The 16,710-nt window shown below is 70.6% G+C and carries 16 protein-coding genes; 14 read left to right on the forward strand and 2 right to left on the reverse strand.

Translation table 11 applies throughout. The features are described from left to right. Nucleotides 1–113 precede the first annotated feature (113 nt). The 3 genes from EJG53_RS33260 (at nt 114) to EJG53_RS33270 (ending at nt 3,285) form a co-directional block, all read left to right on the forward strand. On the forward strand, nt 114–1,424 hold the full coding sequence (locus tag EJG53_RS33260) for a site-2 protease family protein (RefSeq protein ID WP_125048027.1): 1,311 nt from the start codon (nt 114–116) through the stop codon (nt 1,422–1,424). A 127-nt stretch (nt 1,425–1,551) separates the two neighbouring features. After that, nucleotides 1,552–2,460, forward strand: coding sequence for a tRNA (adenine-N1)-methyltransferase (locus EJG53_RS33265; protein WP_003981600.1), 909 nt, complete (start codon nt 1,552–1,554; stop codon nt 2,458–2,460). Nucleotides 2,461–2,685: 225 nt separating this feature from the next. Further along, on the forward strand, nt 2,686–3,285 hold the full coding sequence (locus EJG53_RS33270; protein WP_125048028.1) for a hypothetical protein: 600 nt from the start codon (nt 2,686–2,688) through the stop codon (nt 3,283–3,285). Between the two features lie 15 nt (nt 3,286–3,300). On the opposite strand, the gene EJG53_RS33275 is transcribed toward EJG53_RS33270, so the two are convergent. Next, complete coding sequence (locus EJG53_RS33275) at nt 3,301–3,588, reverse strand: ferredoxin (RefSeq protein WP_031011153.1); 288 nt, start codon at nt 3,586–3,588, stop codon at nt 3,301–3,303. A gap of 241 nt (nt 3,589–3,829) precedes the next feature. Here EJG53_RS33275 and arc point away from each other — a divergent pair, with 241 nt between their 5' ends. From arc to prcA, 6 genes are all read left to right on the forward strand, one after another. Further along, nucleotides 3,830–5,596 carry a proteasome ATPase gene (arc, locus tag EJG53_RS33280; protein WP_125048029.1) on the forward strand — a complete coding sequence of 589 codons (1,767 nt, stop codon included), beginning with the start codon at nt 3,830–3,832 and terminating at the stop codon, nt 5,594–5,596. 276 nt (nt 5,597–5,872) lie between these two features. After that, nucleotides 5,873–7,384 (forward strand): depupylase/deamidase Dop, encoded by a 1,512-nt coding sequence (dop, locus tag EJG53_RS33285; RefSeq protein WP_206504915.1) that lies wholly within the window; start codon nt 5,873–5,875, stop codon nt 7,382–7,384. 177 nt (nt 7,385–7,561) lie between these two features. Beyond that, nucleotides 7,562–7,780 carry a ubiquitin-like protein Pup gene (locus EJG53_RS33290; RefSeq protein WP_003981605.1) on the forward strand — a complete coding sequence of 73 codons (219 nt, stop codon included), beginning with the start codon at nt 7,562–7,564 and terminating at the stop codon, nt 7,778–7,780. A 299-nt stretch (nt 7,781–8,079) separates the two neighbouring features. Then, a complete protein-coding gene (locus EJG53_RS33295; RefSeq protein WP_361638114.1) occupies nt 8,080–8,226 on the forward strand; it encodes an endonuclease domain-containing protein in 147 nt (48 codons plus the stop codon). Continuing rightward, nucleotides 8,207–9,052 (forward strand): proteasome subunit beta, encoded by an 846-nt coding sequence (prcB, locus tag EJG53_RS33300; RefSeq protein WP_031011147.1) that lies wholly within the window; start codon nt 8,207–8,209, stop codon nt 9,050–9,052. The genes EJG53_RS33295 and prcB overlap by 20 nt, the downstream gene beginning before the upstream one ends. 63 nt (nt 9,053–9,115) lie before the next feature. Further along, the gene (gene prcA / locus EJG53_RS33305) at nt 9,116–9,901 is read left to right on the forward strand and encodes a proteasome subunit alpha (protein ID WP_125048030.1); all 786 of its coding nucleotides are present in this window, start codon (nt 9,116–9,118) and stop codon (nt 9,899–9,901) included. Nucleotides 9,902–10,054: 153 nt separating this feature from the next. Here the strand turns inward: prcA and EJG53_RS33310 are convergent, their stop codons facing one another. Next, a complete protein-coding gene (locus tag EJG53_RS33310; RefSeq protein ID WP_371858755.1) occupies nt 10,055–11,188 on the reverse strand; it encodes a LacI family DNA-binding transcriptional regulator in 1,134 nt (377 codons plus the stop codon). A 46-nt stretch (nt 11,189–11,234) separates the two neighbouring features. Here EJG53_RS33310 and EJG53_RS33315 point away from each other — a divergent pair, with 46 nt between their 5' ends. The 5 genes from EJG53_RS33315 (at nt 11,235) to EJG53_RS33335 (ending at nt 16,707) form a co-directional block, all read left to right on the forward strand. Further along, nucleotides 11,235–12,503 (forward strand): MFS transporter, encoded by a 1,269-nt coding sequence (locus tag EJG53_RS33315; RefSeq protein WP_125048032.1) that lies wholly within the window; start codon nt 11,235–11,237, stop codon nt 12,501–12,503. Nucleotides 12,504–12,512: 9 nt separating this feature from the next. Further along, on the forward strand, nt 12,513–13,874 hold the full coding sequence (pafA, locus tag EJG53_RS33320) for a Pup--protein ligase (RefSeq protein ID WP_125048033.1): 1,362 nt from the start codon (nt 12,513–12,515) through the stop codon (nt 13,872–13,874). A gap of 198 nt (nt 13,875–14,072) precedes the next feature. Next, entirely contained in the window at nt 14,073–15,065 is a 993-nt protein-coding gene (locus EJG53_RS33325) for an FKBP-type peptidyl-prolyl cis-trans isomerase (protein WP_125049769.1), read from the forward strand. 57 nt (nt 15,066–15,122) lie between these two features. Further along, nucleotides 15,123–15,497 carry an FKBP-type peptidyl-prolyl cis-trans isomerase gene (locus EJG53_RS33330; protein WP_125048034.1) on the forward strand — a complete coding sequence of 125 codons (375 nt, stop codon included), beginning with the start codon at nt 15,123–15,125 and terminating at the stop codon, nt 15,495–15,497. A 220-nt stretch (nt 15,498–15,717) separates the two neighbouring features. Next, nucleotides 15,718–16,707 carry a helix-turn-helix transcriptional regulator gene (locus tag EJG53_RS33335; protein WP_125048035.1) on the forward strand — a complete coding sequence of 330 codons (990 nt, stop codon included), beginning with the start codon at nt 15,718–15,720 and terminating at the stop codon, nt 16,705–16,707. The last annotated feature ends 3 nt before the right edge of the window (nt 16,708–16,710 follow it).

Genomic DNA, 16,710 nt, shown 5'->3' on the forward strand with positions numbered 1-16,710 from the left:
GAAGCACTCCGCATACCATCGACGCCAGACCCCTTCGCCCTGCATGATCGACATGCCGTACCGGACAGCACCTGGACGGACAGGAGCGAAGGCCGCAACGACGAGGGGACGCCGTGGACGAGAGTGGGAAGCCGCAGGACCCTGAGGAGTCCGCGCACCACGGACCGCCCGACCCGCCCGGACCGTCCGACCCGGCCCGCGCCACCGGCCGTACGAGGCCGTCCGGGAACCGTCCCTCCGCGCAGCGCCCGGCCAAGGACGGCCAGGGCAGGCGTACCGGCGGCGGCATCCTCATGGGCCGCCCGTTCGGCGTACCGGTCTACGTGGCCCCCAGTTGGTTCGTCGTCGCGGCCCTGATCACCTGGGTCTTCGGCGGCCAGCTCGAACGGGTCCTGCCGGAGCTCGGCTCCGCCCGCTACCTCGTCTCGCTCTTCTTCGCCGTCGCCTTCTACGCCTCGGTGCTCGTCCACGAGCTGGCGCACACCGTCGCCGCGCTGCGCTTCAAGCTTCCCGTACGCCGTATCCAGCTCCAGTTCTTCGGTGGCGTCTCCGAGATCGAGAAGGAGTCCGAGACGCCCGGCCGCGAGTTCGTCCTGGCCTTCGTCGGCCCGCTGCTCTCGCTGGTCCTCGCGGGCGTCTTCTACATCGGGATGAAGGTGGTCGAGCCCGGCACCGTACCCGGTGTGCTGCTCGCCGGGCTGATGATCTCCAACCTCATCGTCGCCGTCTTCAACCTGCTGCCCGGCCTCCCGCTGGACGGCGGCCGGATGCTCCGCGCCGTCGTGTGGAAGATCACCGGCAAGCCGATGACCGGCACCGTCGCCGCCGCCTGGGTCGGCCGCGCGCTCGCGGTCTCCGTCCTGATCGGCCTGCCGCTGCTCACCCACACCGGCGCCCTGGGCAACGCCCCCACCGACCTCGGCGGCGCCGACTCGATCACCGACGCGCTGCTCGCCGCGATCCTCGCCGCGATCATCTGGACCGGCGCCGGCAACAGCCTGCGCATGGCCCGCCTGCGCGAACGCCTCCCGGACCTCCAGGCCCGCGCCCTCACCCGGCGCGCCGTCCCGGTGGAGCCCGACACCCCGCTGTCCGAGGCCCTGCGCCGCGCCAACGACGCGGGCGCCCGCGCCCTGGTCGTCGTGGACCGGGTGGGCCGGCCCACCGCCGTGGTCCGGGAGACCGCCATCGTCGGCGTCCCCGAGCACCGGCGCCCCTGGGTCGCCGTCAGCGGTCTCGCCCAGGACCTCAAGGAGGGCATGCGGGTCTCCGCCGAACTGGCCGGCGAGGACCTGCTGGACTACCTGCGCGCCACCCCCGCCACCGAGTACCTGGTGGTCGAGGAGACCGGTGAGATCTACGGCGTCCTCTCCACCGCCGACGTCGAACGCGCCTTCGTAGCCGCCATGGCCCGCCCGTCCTGACCCCCACCACGGGCTCCCCCTTCCTGACCCCCACCACGGGCTTCCCACCCCACACACCTGGGTAAGCCTCTGACCGGCCCCCTCCACCCTGGTACGGATCACCCCGAGCGCCCGGTAGGCTGGTCACATGTCCGAACCGACCGGTGCCGCCCGCCGTCGCGGGCCCTTCAAGGTCGGGGACCAGGTCCAGCTCACCGATCCCAAGGGACGCCACTACACGTTCACGCTCGAAGAGGGCAAGAGCTTCCACACCCACAAGGGAGCCTTCCCCCACGACGAGCTGATCGGTGCTCCCGAGGGCAGTGTTGTCCGTACCACCGGGAACGTCGCCTACCTCGCGCTGCGCCCGCTGCTCCCCGACTACGTCCTGTCCATGCCCCGCGGTGCCGCCGTGGTCTACCCCAAGGACGCGGGGCAGATCCTGGCGATGGCCGACATCTTCCCCGGCGCCCGCGTCGTCGAGGCGGGGGTGGGGTCCGGCTCGCTCAGCAGCTTCCTGCTGCGCGCCATCGGTGACCAGGGCATGCTGCACAGCTACGAGCGGCGCGCCGACTTCGCCGAGATCGCCACGCAGAACGTCGAGCGGTACTTCGGCGGTCCGCACCCGGCGTGGACGCTCACCGTCGGTGACCTTCAGGACAACCTCTCCGACACCGACGTCGACCGGGTCATCCTGGACATGCTCGCCCCCTGGGAGTGCCTGGAGGCCGTCTCCAAGGCGCTCGTCCCGGGCGGCATCCTGTGCGCGTACGTGGCCACCACGACGCAGCTTGCCCGTACCGTCGAGGCCATCCGGGAGCACGGCACCTTCAACGAGCCGTCGGCCTGGGAGACCATGGTCCGCACCTGGCACGTCGAGGGCCTGGCCGTCCGCCCCGACCATCGCATGATCGGTCACACCGGCTTCCTGCTGACCGCCCGCCGTCTCGCGGACGGTGTCGAGCCGCCGCTGCGCCGTCGCCGCCCGGCCAAGGGCGCGTACGGCGAGGACTACTCCGGTCCCGGCAGCTCCAGCGGGGGCGCGGAGCGCGGCTGACCCGGCGCACGCCCCGGCGCAGCGCGGCCGTCCCGCCTCGCACGCCCCCTCGAACCGTCCGGCGCCGCCGACCAGTTCCCTCCTACGGGAACCGTCGGCGGCGCCGTCGCGTTCAGCGGGTGAGGGCCTGGCGGGAAACCCGCCCGAGTGTTCCCCGGCGGCCCCGGGCTGTGGAACGATGCTGGGCACTCCCACCGCCACAGCTCTCCACAGGAGTTACCCCGCGTGCAGTTCACGGCCGGCCAGGACCTTCCGCACACCCGCACCCGCGCCCTGCACTGGCTCGCCACCGCCGCCGCCTTGGCAGCGGTGGTCGCGGCCGCGTCCTTCGTCCAGCCTCCCGACGCCACGGCCACGGCCACCACCGATGCCGCGTCCGGCGCCCGCGCGGCCGCCGCCCCGGCCCCCGACCCGCACGCCGCGTCCTATCCGGTGGACTGCGGCCCGAACCGCCTCGACGTGGTCGACAGCGCCAGCGGCGACCTCGACGGCGACGGCCGCCCCGAGACCGTCGCGGTGGTGCGCTGCCACACCGAGACGGGCACCCCGCCCAGTGGCGTGTACGTCCTCACGGGCCCCGCGGCGGGCCAGGCGGGCAAGGGCGCCCCCAGGGTCGTCGCGACCCTTCTCGCGCCCGCACAGCAGCGCAGCGTGGACGGTTTCGCCGTACGCGACGGTGTGGTCGCCGCGACACTCCTGGGCTACTCCTCGACCGGCGTGCCGCGCTGCTGCCCGGACGTACGCGTGCCCGCCAAGTGGCAATGGAAAGGCGGGAAGTTCGTCCAGAGCGAACTCCCCGCCTCTTCCGACACCGAGGGTGTGTGATCGGTCACACGGCGACTACTCCGCGTCCGGGCCGTAGACCTCCACCTGGTCCGCAACGCGGCGTACGTGGATGCAGTCGCCAGGGCACTCCTTCGCGGAGTCCCGTACGTCATTGAGCAGCGGCAGGGGGACGGGCGTGGTGGCGCCCTTGTCCTGGAGCAGCTCGTCGTCGGCGCTTTTCACATAAGCCAGACCGTCGATGTCGAGTTCGAAGACCTCCGGCGCGTACTGCGCACAGATGCCGTCGCCGGTGCAGAGGTCCTGGTCGATCCAGACCTCCAGTGCTTCGTCCTGCGCCGTCATCTCGCCTGCCGTTCCTGCGTACGTGAATCAAATGGGGCCCACCCTGACGGGTGTTGACCGTCTCGACGATACAACCGGTCGCTTTCTGATGTTGTTGGGTGGGTATCCCCCTGAGGTGAGGACGTGCGCAAGGGTGAAGATCGGACACACCCCGACAGTCTTTTCGATCTAGGGGTTTCAACCTGCACCGGCCCAGGTAGGGTCAGGAAGCGTCCAGCTCCCCTTGGAGGAGGTGAGGACCGTGGCAGCCCACGACGACGACATCAACCGCGGCATCCGGCCGGGGCGGGGGTCTGACGACCCTGCCGGCCAGGTTGCCTATCTTGAGCAGGAGATCGCCGTCCTGCGACGCAAGCTCGCCGACTCTCCGCGTCACACGAGGATTCTCGAAGAGCGGATCGTCGAGCTGCAGACCAACCTGGCCGGTGTTTCGGCACAGAACGAGCGACTCGCCAACACCTTGCGCGAGGCGCGCGACCAGATCGTGGCCCTCAAGGAAGAGGTCGACCGGCTGGCCCAGCCGCCGGCCGGCTTCGGCGTCTTCCTGCAGGCGAACGAGGACGGCACGGCCGACATCTTCACCGGAGGCCGAAAACTCCGGGTGAACGTCAGTCCCAGCGTCGACCTCGACGAGCTGCGGCGTGGCCAGGAGGTCATGCTGAACGAGGCGCTCAACGTGGTCGAGGCCATGGAGTACGAGAACGCCGGGGACATCGTCACCCTCAAGGAGATCCTTGAGGACGGCGAGCGCGCCCTGGTCATCGGGCACACCGACGAGGAGCGGGTGGTGCGGCTCGCCGAGCCGCTGCTGGACATCAACATCCGCGCCGGTGACGCCCTGCTCCTGGAGCCCCGCTCCGGCTACGTCTACGAGGTCATTCCCAAGAGCGAGGTCGAGGAGCTCGTCCTCGAAGAGGTTCCGGACATCGACTACACGAAGATCGGCGGTCTGGGCGGCCAGATCGAACTGATCCGCGACGCGGTCGAGCTCCCGTACCTCTACCCGGACCTGTTCAAGGAGCACGAACTGCGCCCGCCCAAGGGCGTACTGCTCTACGGACCGCCCGGCTGCGGCAAGACGCTCATCGCCAAGGCGGTCGCCAACTCGCTCGCCAAGAAGGTCGCCGAGGTGACCGGCCAGCCCGCGGGGAAGAGCTTCTTCCTCAACATCAAGGGCCCCGAGCTGCTGAACAAGTACGTCGGTGAGACGGAGCGGCACATCCGCCTCGTCTTCCAGCGGGCCCGGGAGAAGGCGAGCGAGGGTACCCCCGTCATCGTCTTCTTCGACGAGATGGACTCCCTCTTCCGCACCCGGGGGTCCGGGGTCAGCTCGGACGTGGAGAACACCATCGTCCCGCAGCTGCTCTCCGAGATCGACGGTGTGGAGGGCCTGGAGAACGTCATCGTCATCGGCGCCTCCAACCGCGAGGACATGATCGACCCGGCGATCCTGCGCCCCGGCCGGCTGGACGTGAAGATCAAGATCGAGCGTCCGGACGCCGAGGCCGCCAAGGACATCTTCTCGAAGTACCTCACCGAGCGTCTGCCGCTGCACGCCGAGGACCTCGCCGAGCACGGCGACTCCCGCAAGGCCGCGGTCAGCGCGATGATCCAGTCGGTCGTCGAGCAGATGTACGCGGAATCCGAGGAGAACCGCTTCCTGGAGGTCACCTACGCCAACGGTGACAAGGAAGTCCTGTACTTCAAGGACTTCAACTCCGGCGCAATGATCGAAAACATCGTCGGACGCGCCAAGAAGATGGCCATCAAGGCATTCCTCGAACACAACCAGAAGGGTCTTCGCGTCGCCCACCTGCTCCAGGCGTGCGTGGACGAGTTCAAGGAGAACGAGGACCTGCCCAACACCACCAACCCGGACGACTGGGCCCGAATCTCCGGCAAGAAGGGCGAGCGGATCGTTTACATCCGCACCCTGGTCACCGGCAAGCAGGGCGCGGACACCGGCCGCTCCATCGACACGGTGGCGAATACCGGCCAATACCTGTAACACCGCCGACCGGCTGCGGATGTCCTGCACGGGGCGTCCGCAGCCGGACGCATTTCCGGGGCTCGGCGGGTGATCCCCGGAAGGCCGCGGCGGAGCAGGTGAAAACCGGACTGGAGCAATGACTGTAATGATCTCCCCAGCGCCGCAAAGGCGTTCTAGGCTCTTCGGTACCGCCGCGACACGCACTGCGGAAGCGGGGGCCGCACACGGACCGGAAGCGCAGCGGTACTTGAGCGCCGACCCCATCCGGGGGCGCCGCCGGGCAAGGAGGGCCGCATGACCGTACGGCGAGTAATGGGAATCGAGACGGAGTACGGGATCTCCGTCCCCGGCCACCCGAACGCCAATGCCATGCTCACCTCGTCCCAGGTCGTCAACGCGTACGCGGCGGCGATGCACCGGGCGCGACGCGCCCGCTGGGACTTCGAGGAGGAGAACCCGCTGCGGGACGCCCGAGGCTTCGACCTCGCCCGCGAGAACGCCGACGCCAGCCAGCTCACCGACGAGGACATCGGGCTGGCCAATGTGATCCTCACCAACGGGGCACGCCTGTACGTCGACCACGCGCATCCGGAGTACAGCTCGCCGGAGGTCACCAACCCGCGCGACGCGGTGCTCTGGGACAAGGCCGGGGAGCGCATCATGGCCGAGGCCGCCGAGCGCGCGGCCCAGGTCCCCGGCGCCCAGCCCATCCACCTCTACAAGAACAACACCGACAACAAGGGCGCCTCCTACGGCACGCACGAGAACTACCTGATGAAGCGGGAGACCCCGTTCTCGGACATCGTGCGGCACCTGACGCCCTTCTTCGTCTCCCGCCAGGTCTTCGCCGGCGCTGGCCGGGTCGGCATCGGCCAGGACGGCCACGAGCACGGCTTCCAGATCAGCCAGCGGGCCGACTACTTCGAGGTCGAGGTCGGCCTGGAGACCACCCTCAAGCGGCCCATCATCAACACCCGCGACGAGCCGCACTCCGACGCGGAGAAGTACCGCCGGCTGCACGTGATCATCGGGGACGCGAACCTCTCCGAAATCTCCACCTACCTCAAGCTGGGCACCACGGCGCTGGTCCTGTCCATGATCGAGGACGGTTTCATCGCCGTCGACCTCGCCGTCGACCAGCCCGTCCGCGCCCTCCACCAGGTCTCCCACGACCCGACGCTGCGCCACCTGATCACTCTGCGCAGCGGCCGGACCCTGACCGCCGTACAACTCCAGATGGAGTACTTCGAGCTGGCGCGCAAGTACGTGGAGGACCGGCTCGGCGCGGACGCCGACGAGCAGACCAAGGACGTCCTGGCCCGCTGGGAGGACGTGCTGGGGCGCCTGGAGCACGACCCGATGAGCCTGTCCGGCGAGCTGGACTGGGTGGCCAAGCGGGAGTTGATGGAGGGCTACCGGCGCCGGGACGGCGTGGAGTGGGACGCGGCCCGCCTCCACCTCGTCGACCTCCAGTACGCCGACGTACGGGCCGACAAGGGCCTCTACAACCGTCTCGCGGCCCGCGGCAAGATGAAGCGCCTGCTGACCGACGCGGAGGTCGCGCGGGCCGCCCAGGCGCCACCGGAGGACACCCGGGCGTACTTCCGCGGCCGGTGCCTGGAGCAGTACGCGGACGACGTGGCGGCCGCCTCCTGGGACTCGGTGATCTTCGATCTGCCGGGCCGTGACTCTCTGCAACGGGTGCCGACGCTGGAACCGCTGCGCGGCACCCGCAACCACGTGAAGGAGCTGCTCGACCGGTGCCGTACGGCCGAGGACCTGGTGCGGGTCCTGTCCGGAGGGTGACGGCGGACCCGATCGGGCTCCCGATCCGGGGCTAAAGGCCCCCCGTCCGGGAATCATCGGGGTGACTCCCGGACGTTGTACGAAGACGACCGAGAACAGGGCCGATGTCAGACCTTGCTTGTAGGGTCTGATCTTGACAGTCACATCGAGCGGGGCGAACCGAGCGGGGTGAGGGACATGGCGACCAAGGACACCGGCGGCGGGCAGCAGAAGGCGACGCGTTCGACCGAGGAGGTCGAGGAGCAGTCGCAGGACGCGCAGGCCGCGGACGATCTCAAGGAGCGGCAGGAGAAGCTGTCGGACGACGTCGACTCCGTGCTGGACGAGATCGACGACGTGCTCGAAGAGAACGCCGAGGATTTCGTGCGGTCGTTCGTGCAAAAGGGCGGACAGTAACGGATCGCCGGGTTCCGTCGGCGGCCGGCACCCCGGATGTCCGGGCGCGGCGGGCCACGGTCCGCGCACACCGCGCGGGCCGTGCGCACGCACCGGCATGACGGGCCCCGGCACCGGCTCCGGGGCGCGCGGCCGCGCAGGCTGCCGCGCGCTCCCGGGTTTGCCGGTACCAGCGCGTACGGGTTCGCCGGTACGAGCGCGTACGCACCAGCCGTCCCGGTATCGGCGCGCGGCCACGGAGGCCGGAACGCGAAAGGCCGCCGCTGCCGTCGTCCGGCCCGGTCCGGTCCCGCGTGCATGTGGATCATGACCGCAGGACAGGTAAGGTCCGGGACGTACTGTGCTTCAGCTGCAACGCAGCGCTGGGCCAATTCAAGGATCGGCCGGACGTCTTGGGGCGGCGGCCGAATATCCGGAAGGAAACGTGTGGAAGCCAACACTCGTAACGCCGGGCATCTACCTGCTGCCTTCCTGACGCCCGGCTCCTCGTCGTTCATGGACTTCCTCGGGGAGCACGCGCCGGAACTGCTGCCGGGCCGGCGTCCGCCGCTGCCCGTGCAGGGGACCATCGAGGCGCCGCACGGCACCACGATCGTCGCGGCGTCCTTCCCCGGCGGGGTGGTGCTCGCCGGTGACCGCCGCGCGACGATGGGCAACGTCATCGCGCAGCGCGACATCGAGAAGGTCTTCCCGGCCGACGAGTACTCGGCCGTCGGCATCGCCGGCACGGCCGGTCTCGCGGTCGAGATGGTCAAGCTCTTCCAGTTGGAGCTGGAGCACTTCGAGAAGGTCGAGGGCGCCCAACTCTCCCTGGAGGGCAAGGCGAACCGCCTCTCGACGATGATCCGCAGCAACCTCGGCATGGCCATGCAGGGCCTGGCCGTGGTGCCGCTGTTCGCCGGCTGGGACGTGGACCGCGAGAAGGGCCGCATCTTCTCGTACGACGTGACCGGCGGGCGCTCGGAGGAGCACGGCTTCGCCTCGACGGGCTCCGGCTCGGTCTTCGCGCGCGGCGCCCTCAAGAAGCTCTACCGCGAAGACCTCACGGAGAACCAGGCCGCCACGGCCGTGGTCCAGGCGCTGTACGACGCCGCGGACGACGACTCGGCGACCGGCGGCCCGGACATGGCCCGCCGGATCTACCCGATCGTCACGGTGATCACCGACGAGGGCTTCAAGCGGTACACCGAGGCGGAGGTGTCGGAGATCTCCCGCGCCATCCACGAGCAGCGGCTCGACCAGCCCGACGGCCCGCGTGCCGCGCTGCTCTGAGGACGGGAGACCGCCATGCACGCGCCACTGAGAGAGTCATTGACAGAAAGGGACGGATAGCCGGTGTCGACGCCGTTCTATGTCTCACCCCAGCAGGCCATGGCCGACCGGGCGGAGTACGCCCGCAAGGGCATCGCGCGCGGCCGCAGCGTCGTGGTGCTGCAGTACACCGACGGCGTGGTCTTCGTCGCCGAGAACCCGTCCCGGGCCCTGCACAAGGTCAGCGAGATCTACGACCGCATCGCCTTCGCGGCGGTCGGCAAGTACAACGAGTTCGAGAACCTGCGCATCGGCGGCGTGCGCTACGCCGACCTGCGCGGCTATACCTACGACCGCGCGGACGTGACCGCGCGCGGCCTTGCCAATGTCTACGCCCAGACCCTCGGCTCGATCTTCTCCAGCGCCGCCGAGAAGCCCTACGAGGTGGAGCTGATCGTCGCGGAGGTGGGCAACGCCCCCGAGGACGACCAGATCTACCGGTTGCCGCACGACGGCTCGATCGTGGACGAGCACGGTTCGGTCGCGGTCGGTGGCAACGCCGATCAGATCAGCAGCTACCTCGATCAGCGGCACCGCGACGGCATGACGCTGGGCGAGGCGCTGAAGCTGGCCGTCGAGTCGCTCTCCCGCGACAACAACGGCGGTGAACGCACGCTCTCCGCCGACCAGTTGGAGGTCGCGACCCTGGACCGTACGCGTCCGCAGCAGCGGAAGTTCAAGCGGATCCTGGGCCGTCAGCTCTCCCGGCTGCTGGAGGAGAACGGCGCCGCGGCCTCCGAGGGCGCCGCGGACGACGCTGCGGACTCCGAGGGCACGTCCGGCTCCGAAGGCGGTTCCGGCACGTCGTGACGCGACGCGGGCGGCGTACGGCGGGACCGTAGGCCGCCGCGGTACGGACGCGCCGCCGTCCGTACCGTACGGGCCTGTACGCGCCCCGGTGGGTAGGCACCCGCCGGGGCGCGCCGCGTTCCGGGGCCGCCGCGGCCGCCCCGCTCGCGTCCCCTACGGCGGCGGCGCCGTCGAGCCGCGCACCAGCAGCTCGACGGGCAGCGTCACGGGCTCCGGCGTGCCGCCGTCCAGGGCGGTCATCAGGGCGCGCATCCCGGCGGCCCCGACCTCCTCGGCGGGCAGCCCCACGGTCGTCAGTTCCGGCTCCACGGCCCTGGCCAGCGCCAGGTCGTCGATGCCGGTGACGGAGACGTCCTCCGGCACCCGCAGGCCCAGCCGGCGGGCCGCCTTGCAGGCGCCGGCCGCCAGCAGGTCGTCGTCGCACAGCAGGGCGGTGGGGCGGGGGCCCGGCCGGGTCAGGGCCGCGTGGGCCGCGTGCAGACCGGCTTCCACGCTGAGCGCGGCGGGCTCGCTGCGTACGTCCGCGTCCGGGACGCCGCGCAGCGCCTCCGCGAAGGCTGCGGACCGTACGTGGAAGGTCCAGGAGTCGATGGCGGCGGAGAGGTGGGTGATGCGGCGGTGGCCGAGGGCGAGCAGATGCGCGGTGAGCCGCCGGACGCCGTCGGCGATGTCGGGGTTGACGGTCGCGGTGGCCTGGGCGTCGTCCGGGTCGCTGTCCAGCATGACCAGCGGCAGCTCCTCGCCGCGCATGGCGGTCAGGGCGTCGGTGGCCATGGAGGAGGCGATGACGCCGTCGAGCGCCGCGCGCGCCGAGGCGAAGGGGTCGCGGGCCGGGCCGATCCCCTCGGGGGAGGGGTACAGGACGACGCCGAAGCCGTGGTCGGCGGCGGCGCGGGCCGCGCCGGTGTAGACGCGGGCGAAGTATTCGCTGGTCAAGGCGGGGACGACGAGCAGGGCGGTGCGGGTGCGGCCCATCCGCAGGTTGCGTGCGGCGAGGTTGGGGCGGTAGCCGAGGTCGCGCGCGGCGGCGCGTACCGCGTCGGCTTTGTGGGGTGAGACACGGCCGCGCCACTTGCCGCCCAGCACGAGGGAGACGGCGGCCTGCGAGACACCGGCGGCGCGGGCGACGTCGCGGCTGGTGACACGGGGTGCGGCGGTGGTGCCGGGCCGCGCCGCCGCCGGGTGCTCGTGGGTGGTCTCGTGGGCGGTCACCGGGGCCGGGCTCCTCGCGTCGTACGTCGCGGTATGGACCCGCGGGTTGTGCCCATGGTACGTATGACGCCGCACGTTATACGTAACACTTCCTGGCCGGGCCGGGGGAGAAGAGGCGGGCATGGCCGCTGGATACGCGGAATTGCTGAGGACGCGCCACGCGGCCCGGCTGCTGGCCGGAACGCTGATCGGCCGGCTGCCGAACGCGACCGGACCGCTCGCGGTGGTGCTCTTCACCCGGGCCGAGGGCGGCAGCTACGTCCTCGCGGGCGTGCTCTCCGCCGTGTACGGGGTGTGCAACGCGATCGGGCAGCCGCTCCTGGGGCGCGCGGTGGACGTGTACGGGCAGCCGCGCGTGATGCTGCCCTCCGCCGCGGTCTCCGCCCTGGGCATAGCGCTGCTGGCGGTCGTCGGCCTCGACCCGCTGCCCGTGGCGTACGCGGCCATGGTGATCGCCGGGTTCTTCACGCCGCCGCTGGAGGGCGGGCTGCGGGCGCTGTGGCCGGGGGTGCTCAAGCGCGCGGACCGGGTCCATGCCGCGTACGCGCTGGACGCGGTGGCGCAGGAAGTGCTCTTCGCGGTGGGTCCGTTGCTGGTGACGACGTGTGTGGCGCTCTGGTCGGAGCGGTGGGCGCTGCTGGTGATCAACGTGATCGGGGTGCTCGGCGCGCTCTCCGTGGTCGCCTCGCCGCCCTCGCGGCAGTGGCGCAGCGCGCCGCGTGAGGCGCACTGGCTCGGGGCCCTGCGGTCCTCCGGGATGCTGGTGCTGATCGCCTCGTTCTTCTTCGTGGGGCTGGCGCTCGGCTCCATCGCGGTGGCGGCGGTCGCGTACGCCGACCAGCACGGCGGCGGCATGGTCTCCAGCTACCTGCTGTCCGCGCTCGGCGTCGGCGCCCTCCTGGGCGGGGTGGTGTACGGCGCGCGGCAGTGGCCGGGGCACCCGGAGAACCGGCTGCGGCTGCTGGTGGCGCTGCTGGCGCTGGGGTACCTGCCGCTGGCGCTGACGCCGGGCGTGGTGGGGATGACGCTGCTGACGGGGGTGGCGGGGGTGTTCCTGGCGCCGGCGCTGGCGTGCGCGTTCGTCGTCGTGGACGGGCACGCGCCCAGGGGGACGGTCACCGAGGCGTTCTCCTGGCTGGTGACGACGTTCGGGGTCGGGTCCGCGCTGGGGATGACGGTGGTCGGGCCCGCGGTGGAGCGGGGCGGCCCGGCCGCCGGATTCGGCGTGGCGGGGGCGGGCGGCGTCGCCGCACTGCTCGTACTCCTGTCGACAAAGCGCTTTCTTTCCCCCGGTGGACGTGGGCTCGTGAGCGATGCTGTGCAGGCCACGGCGGAAAATGATCGGAACGAGGCCGCCCAACCCGGTTTCAGAGCAGGCCATCAGGCGTAATGTTCAGTCATGGACCGCCGCATTTTCGGGCTGGAGAACGAGTACGGCGTCACATGCACGTTCAGGGGACAGCGCCGACTGTCTCCTGACGAGGTGGCTCGGTACCTCTTCCGCCGTGTCGTGTCATGGGGCCGCAGCAGCAATGTCTTCCTGCGGAACGGCGCCCGCCTGTACCTGGACGTGGGATCGCACCCGGAATACGCAACTCCCGAGTGCGACAACGTGACCGAGCTGGTCACCCACGACAAGGCCGGCGAGCGCATTCTCGAAGGTCTGCTGGTCGACGCCGAGCGCCGCCTGCACGAGGAAGGAATCGCGGGCGACGTCTATCTCTTCAAGAACAACACCGATTCCGCCGGAAACTCCTATGGTTGCCACGAAAACTATCTCGTGGCCCGGCACGGGGAGTTCTCCCGGCTCGCGGACATTCTCATTCCGTTCCTGGTGACCCGTCAGCTCCTCTGCGGCGCGGGCAAGGTCCTGCAGACACCGCGCGGGGCCGTCTACTGCGTGAGCCAGCGCGCCGAGCACATCTGGGAGGGCGTCTCCTCCGCGACGACCCGCTCCCGTCCGATCATCAACACCCGCGACGAACCGCACGCCGACGCGGAGCGCTACCGCCGGCTGCACGTCATCGTCGGCGACTCCAACATGTCCGAGACGACCATGCTGCTGAAGGTCGGTGCCACCGACCTCGTCCTGCGCATGATCGAGGCGGGCACGGTCATGCGCGACCTGACCCTGGAGAACCCGATCCGGGCCATCCGGGAGGTCAGCCACGACATAACGGGCCGGCGCAAGGTACGGCTGGCCAGCGGCCGGGAGGCGTCCGCCCTGGAGGTCCAGCAGGAGTACTACGAGAAGGCGGTGGACTTCGTCGAACGGCGCGGTATCCGCACGGGCACCGTCGAGCAGGTCCTGGAGCTGTGGGGCCGTACGCTCGAAGCCGTCCGCGACGAGGACCTCGACCGGATCTCCACCGAGATCGACTGGGTGATGAAGTACCAGCTCATCGAGCGCTACCGCGCCAAGAACAACATCAGCATGTCGCATCCGAGGGTGGCGCAGATAGACCTCGCCTACCACGACATCCACCGCCGCCGGGGCCTCTACTACCTCCTGGAGCGGAAGGGCCAGGCGGCCCGTATCTGCAACGACTTGAAGATCTTCGAGGGCAAGTCGGTGCCGCCGCAGACCACCCGGGCCCGGCTGCGCGGCGACTTCATCCGCCGGGCGCAGGAGCAGCGCCGCGACTTCACCGTCGACTGGGTGCACCTGAAGCTCAACGACCAGGCGCAGCGCACGGTGCTGTGCAAGGACCCGTTCCGGTCCGTGGACGACCGGGTGGAGAAGCTGATCGCGGGGATGTGAGTCCGGTTCGTCACCGTATCCGGTGATACACCGGATACGGTGACGGCTCGGCCGTGGAAGTGCCTGGGGCGCCCGTGCTCCCGGCGCTCTGCCGTGCGGCGCGGCTGTTCCGCTGTGTTGCGCGGGGAAACGCACCCAGGGTCAGGTCGTAGAGTGGCGGGCATTGTCCACCCACCCGACGACCCCGAGTTGGACTTCATGAACTTCACGAAGAACACCCGCCGCGCCGCCGCCGCGGCGCTGACCGTTCCCCTCCTGCTGTTCACCGCCGCCTGTGGGTCCGATGACGGCAAGGGGTCGTCGGCCGCCGCGGTCGCCAAGGTGGAGGGGAAGCCCGGGGAGCAGCCCAAGATCACCGTGCCGAAGGACGCCAAGGCGTCCGACGAGGCGGTCACCAAGACGCTGCACGAGGGCTCGGGCGCGGCGGTCAAGAAGGGCGACTACGTACGGCTGGACTTCGCGGCGCAGACCATGAAGACCGGCCAGAACCTCGGCAGCACCTGGACCAAGCAGCCCGGCGCGGACGCGAAGGCGCCGCGCACCCAGATCGTCGGCGAGATCAGCGACCAGCCGACCCAGCAGCAGCTTCCGCAGAAGGTCATGGAGGCGGTCGCGGGCCAGAAGGTCGGCAGCCGCTTCGAGGTCGAGGGCACCGCCAAGGCGCTGGTCGGCGACAACCTGAACCCGCAGTCCGGCATCAAGCCGGAGGACGGCCTGGTGTGGGTCGTGGACGTGGTCGGCGCGGGCAAGGCCGACAAGAAGGGCAAGTCCGAGGGCGAGCAGGCGGCGCCGGAGGAGGGCATGCCCGAGGTGAAGTCGGAGGGCGAGAAGGCCGCGACGATCACCATCCCCAAGGGGGAGAAGGCGCCCGCCGACCTCAAGGAGCAGGTGCTGATCAAGGGCAAGGGCCCGAAGGTCAAGGCCGGTGACGGGCTGATCGCGCAGTACACCGGGGTGAAGTGGGAGGACGGCAAGAAGTTCGACTCCTCCTGGGACCACGGCGGCGCCACCGCCTTCCAGATCGGCACCGGTGCCGTCGTCAAGGGCTGGGACCAGGCCCTGGTCGGCAAGAGCGTCGGTGACCGGGTGGAGATCGTGATCCCGCCGAAGCTGGGCTACGGCGCGAACCCGCAGAGCGAGCTGGCGAAGAACACCCTGGTGTTCTCCGTCGACATCGTCGGCACCGTCTGAGCATGATCTGCCAGACTGTGCAGGTAGCTGTGCAGATTCTTTCGTAGGAGCACTTTCGTGAACATCGACAAGCCCGAGATCGACTTCCCCGAGGGCCCGGTCCCCACCGACCTGGAGATCGTGGACCTGTGGGAGGGTGACGGGGCCGTCGCCAAGGCCGGGGACTTCGTCAAGGTCCACTACGTCGGGGTCGCCTACAGCTCCGGCGAGGAGTTCGACGCGAGCTGGAACCGCGGCAAGCCGCTGGAGTTCCAGCTCGGCGCCGGCCAGGTCATCTCCGGCTGGGACCAGGGCGTCCAGGGCATGAAGGTCGGCGGCCGCCGCCGGCTGACCATCCCGCCGCACCTGGCCTACGGCGACCGCGGCGCCGGCGGCGGCCGGATCGCCCCGGGCGAGACGCTGATCTTCGTCTGCGACCTGGTGTCCGTCTGAGGACGACGGCAGCAGGTCCGTCCGGGGACGACGGCGGCCGGCCGCGGCACAGCGGCGGCCGGCCCGCACCGAGGGCCCGTGCCACCCGGCACGGGCCCTCGTCCTTCCCCGCCCGGCGCCCGCCGGCCCCGCCGCCCGTCACGGTCCGGACCCTCGGCTTTGCCGCAGGTCCCCGGAGCGGTACGGTCATCGGTCGGGAGTCCGACAAGAAAGGGCGTCGATGGCCATTGCCAAGGCCGAGCGGCTGATGAATCTGGCGCTGTGCCTTCTGGGTACCCGTCGCCCGCTGACCAAACGTGAACTGCGGTCCTCGATCGAGGCGTACGTGGAGACGTTCGGCTCCGGGGACGCCGGTACGGGCAGCGACGACTCCTTCAACCGGATGTTCGAGCGCGACAAGGACGACCTGCGCGAACTCGGCCTGGTCATCGAGACCGTCGAAGGGCTGGACGGCGAGACCGGCTACCTCGCACGCCGGGACAGCAACCGCCTGCCCCCGATCACCCTGGACGCGGCCGAGGCCGCCGCCCTCGGGCTCGCCGCCAAGATCTGGCAGCAGGCCCGGCTGGCCGGCGCCGCCAGCGGCGCGCTCCAGAAGCTGCGCGCGGCCGGCGTCCCCTTCCAGGACGACGACAGCTTCGAGGCACAGCAGCCCCACAGTGCCCTCGAACCCCGCATCCCCGCCCACGAGGCCGCCTTCGAGCCGCTGATGCTCGCCTGCCGCGACCGCCGGCCCGTCGTCTTCGACTACCGCAAGTCCAACGCCGCCCGCCCCGAGCAGCGCCAGGTGGAACCCTGGATACTGGAGTGCTGGCGCGGCCACTGGTACCTCGCCGGCTGGGACCGCGAACGGCAGGCCGAACGGGTCTTCCGGCTCTCCCGCATCACCGGCAAGGTGCGCTCCCGGCAGGGGAAGTTCACCGCCGAGGTGCCCGACCACGTCACCGTCCGCGAGACGGTGGAGAGCTGGGCGGGCGAGACCGCCACCGGCACCGCCCGGATCAGACTGCGCACCGACCACGGCTACCCGCTGCGCGCCCGCGCGCTGAGCATCCGTGAGCTGGGCGACGGCTGGGACGAACTGGAGATCCCGTACGGGCACGGGCTCGACGCCTGGCTGGTCGAGTTCGGCCCCGACGTGGTGGTGCTGGACCCCGCCGAGCTGCGGGCCGACGTCGTGGACCGGCTGCGCGCCGTGGCCAAGGGCTGAGAG

The sequence above is a fragment of the Streptomyces chrestomyceticus JCM 4735 genome (assembly GCF_003865135.1).
GTDB lineage: Bacteria > Actinomycetota > Actinomycetes > Streptomycetales > Streptomycetaceae > Streptomyces > Streptomyces chrestomyceticus.

Excerpts from the sequence above, each read along its gene's own strand:
- EJG53_RS33265 (WP_003981600.1), top strand. The coding sequence starts at position 1,552 with ATGTCCGAACCGACCGGTGCCGCCCGCCGTCGCGGGCCCTTCAAGGTC.
- EJG53_RS33275 (WP_031011153.1), bottom strand. The coding sequence starts at position 3,588 with ATGACGGCGCAGGACGAAGCACTGGAGGTCTGGATCGACCAGGACCTC.
- dop (WP_206504915.1), top strand. The coding sequence starts at position 5,873 with ATGACCGTACGGCGAGTAATGGGAATCGAGACGGAGTACGGGATCTCC.
- EJG53_RS33290 (WP_003981605.1), top strand. The coding sequence starts at position 7,562 with ATGGCGACCAAGGACACCGGCGGCGGGCAGCAGAAGGCGACGCGTTCG.
- EJG53_RS33315 (WP_125048032.1), top strand. The coding sequence starts at position 11,235 with ATGGCCGCTGGATACGCGGAATTGCTGAGGACGCGCCACGCGGCCCGG.
- pafA (WP_125048033.1), top strand. The coding sequence starts at position 12,513 with ATGGACCGCCGCATTTTCGGGCTGGAGAACGAGTACGGCGTCACATGC.
- EJG53_RS33325 (WP_125049769.1), top strand. The coding sequence starts at position 14,073 with ATGAACTTCACGAAGAACACCCGCCGCGCCGCCGCCGCGGCGCTGACC.
- EJG53_RS33335 (WP_125048035.1), top strand. The coding sequence starts at position 15,718 with ATGGCCATTGCCAAGGCCGAGCGGCTGATGAATCTGGCGCTGTGCCTT.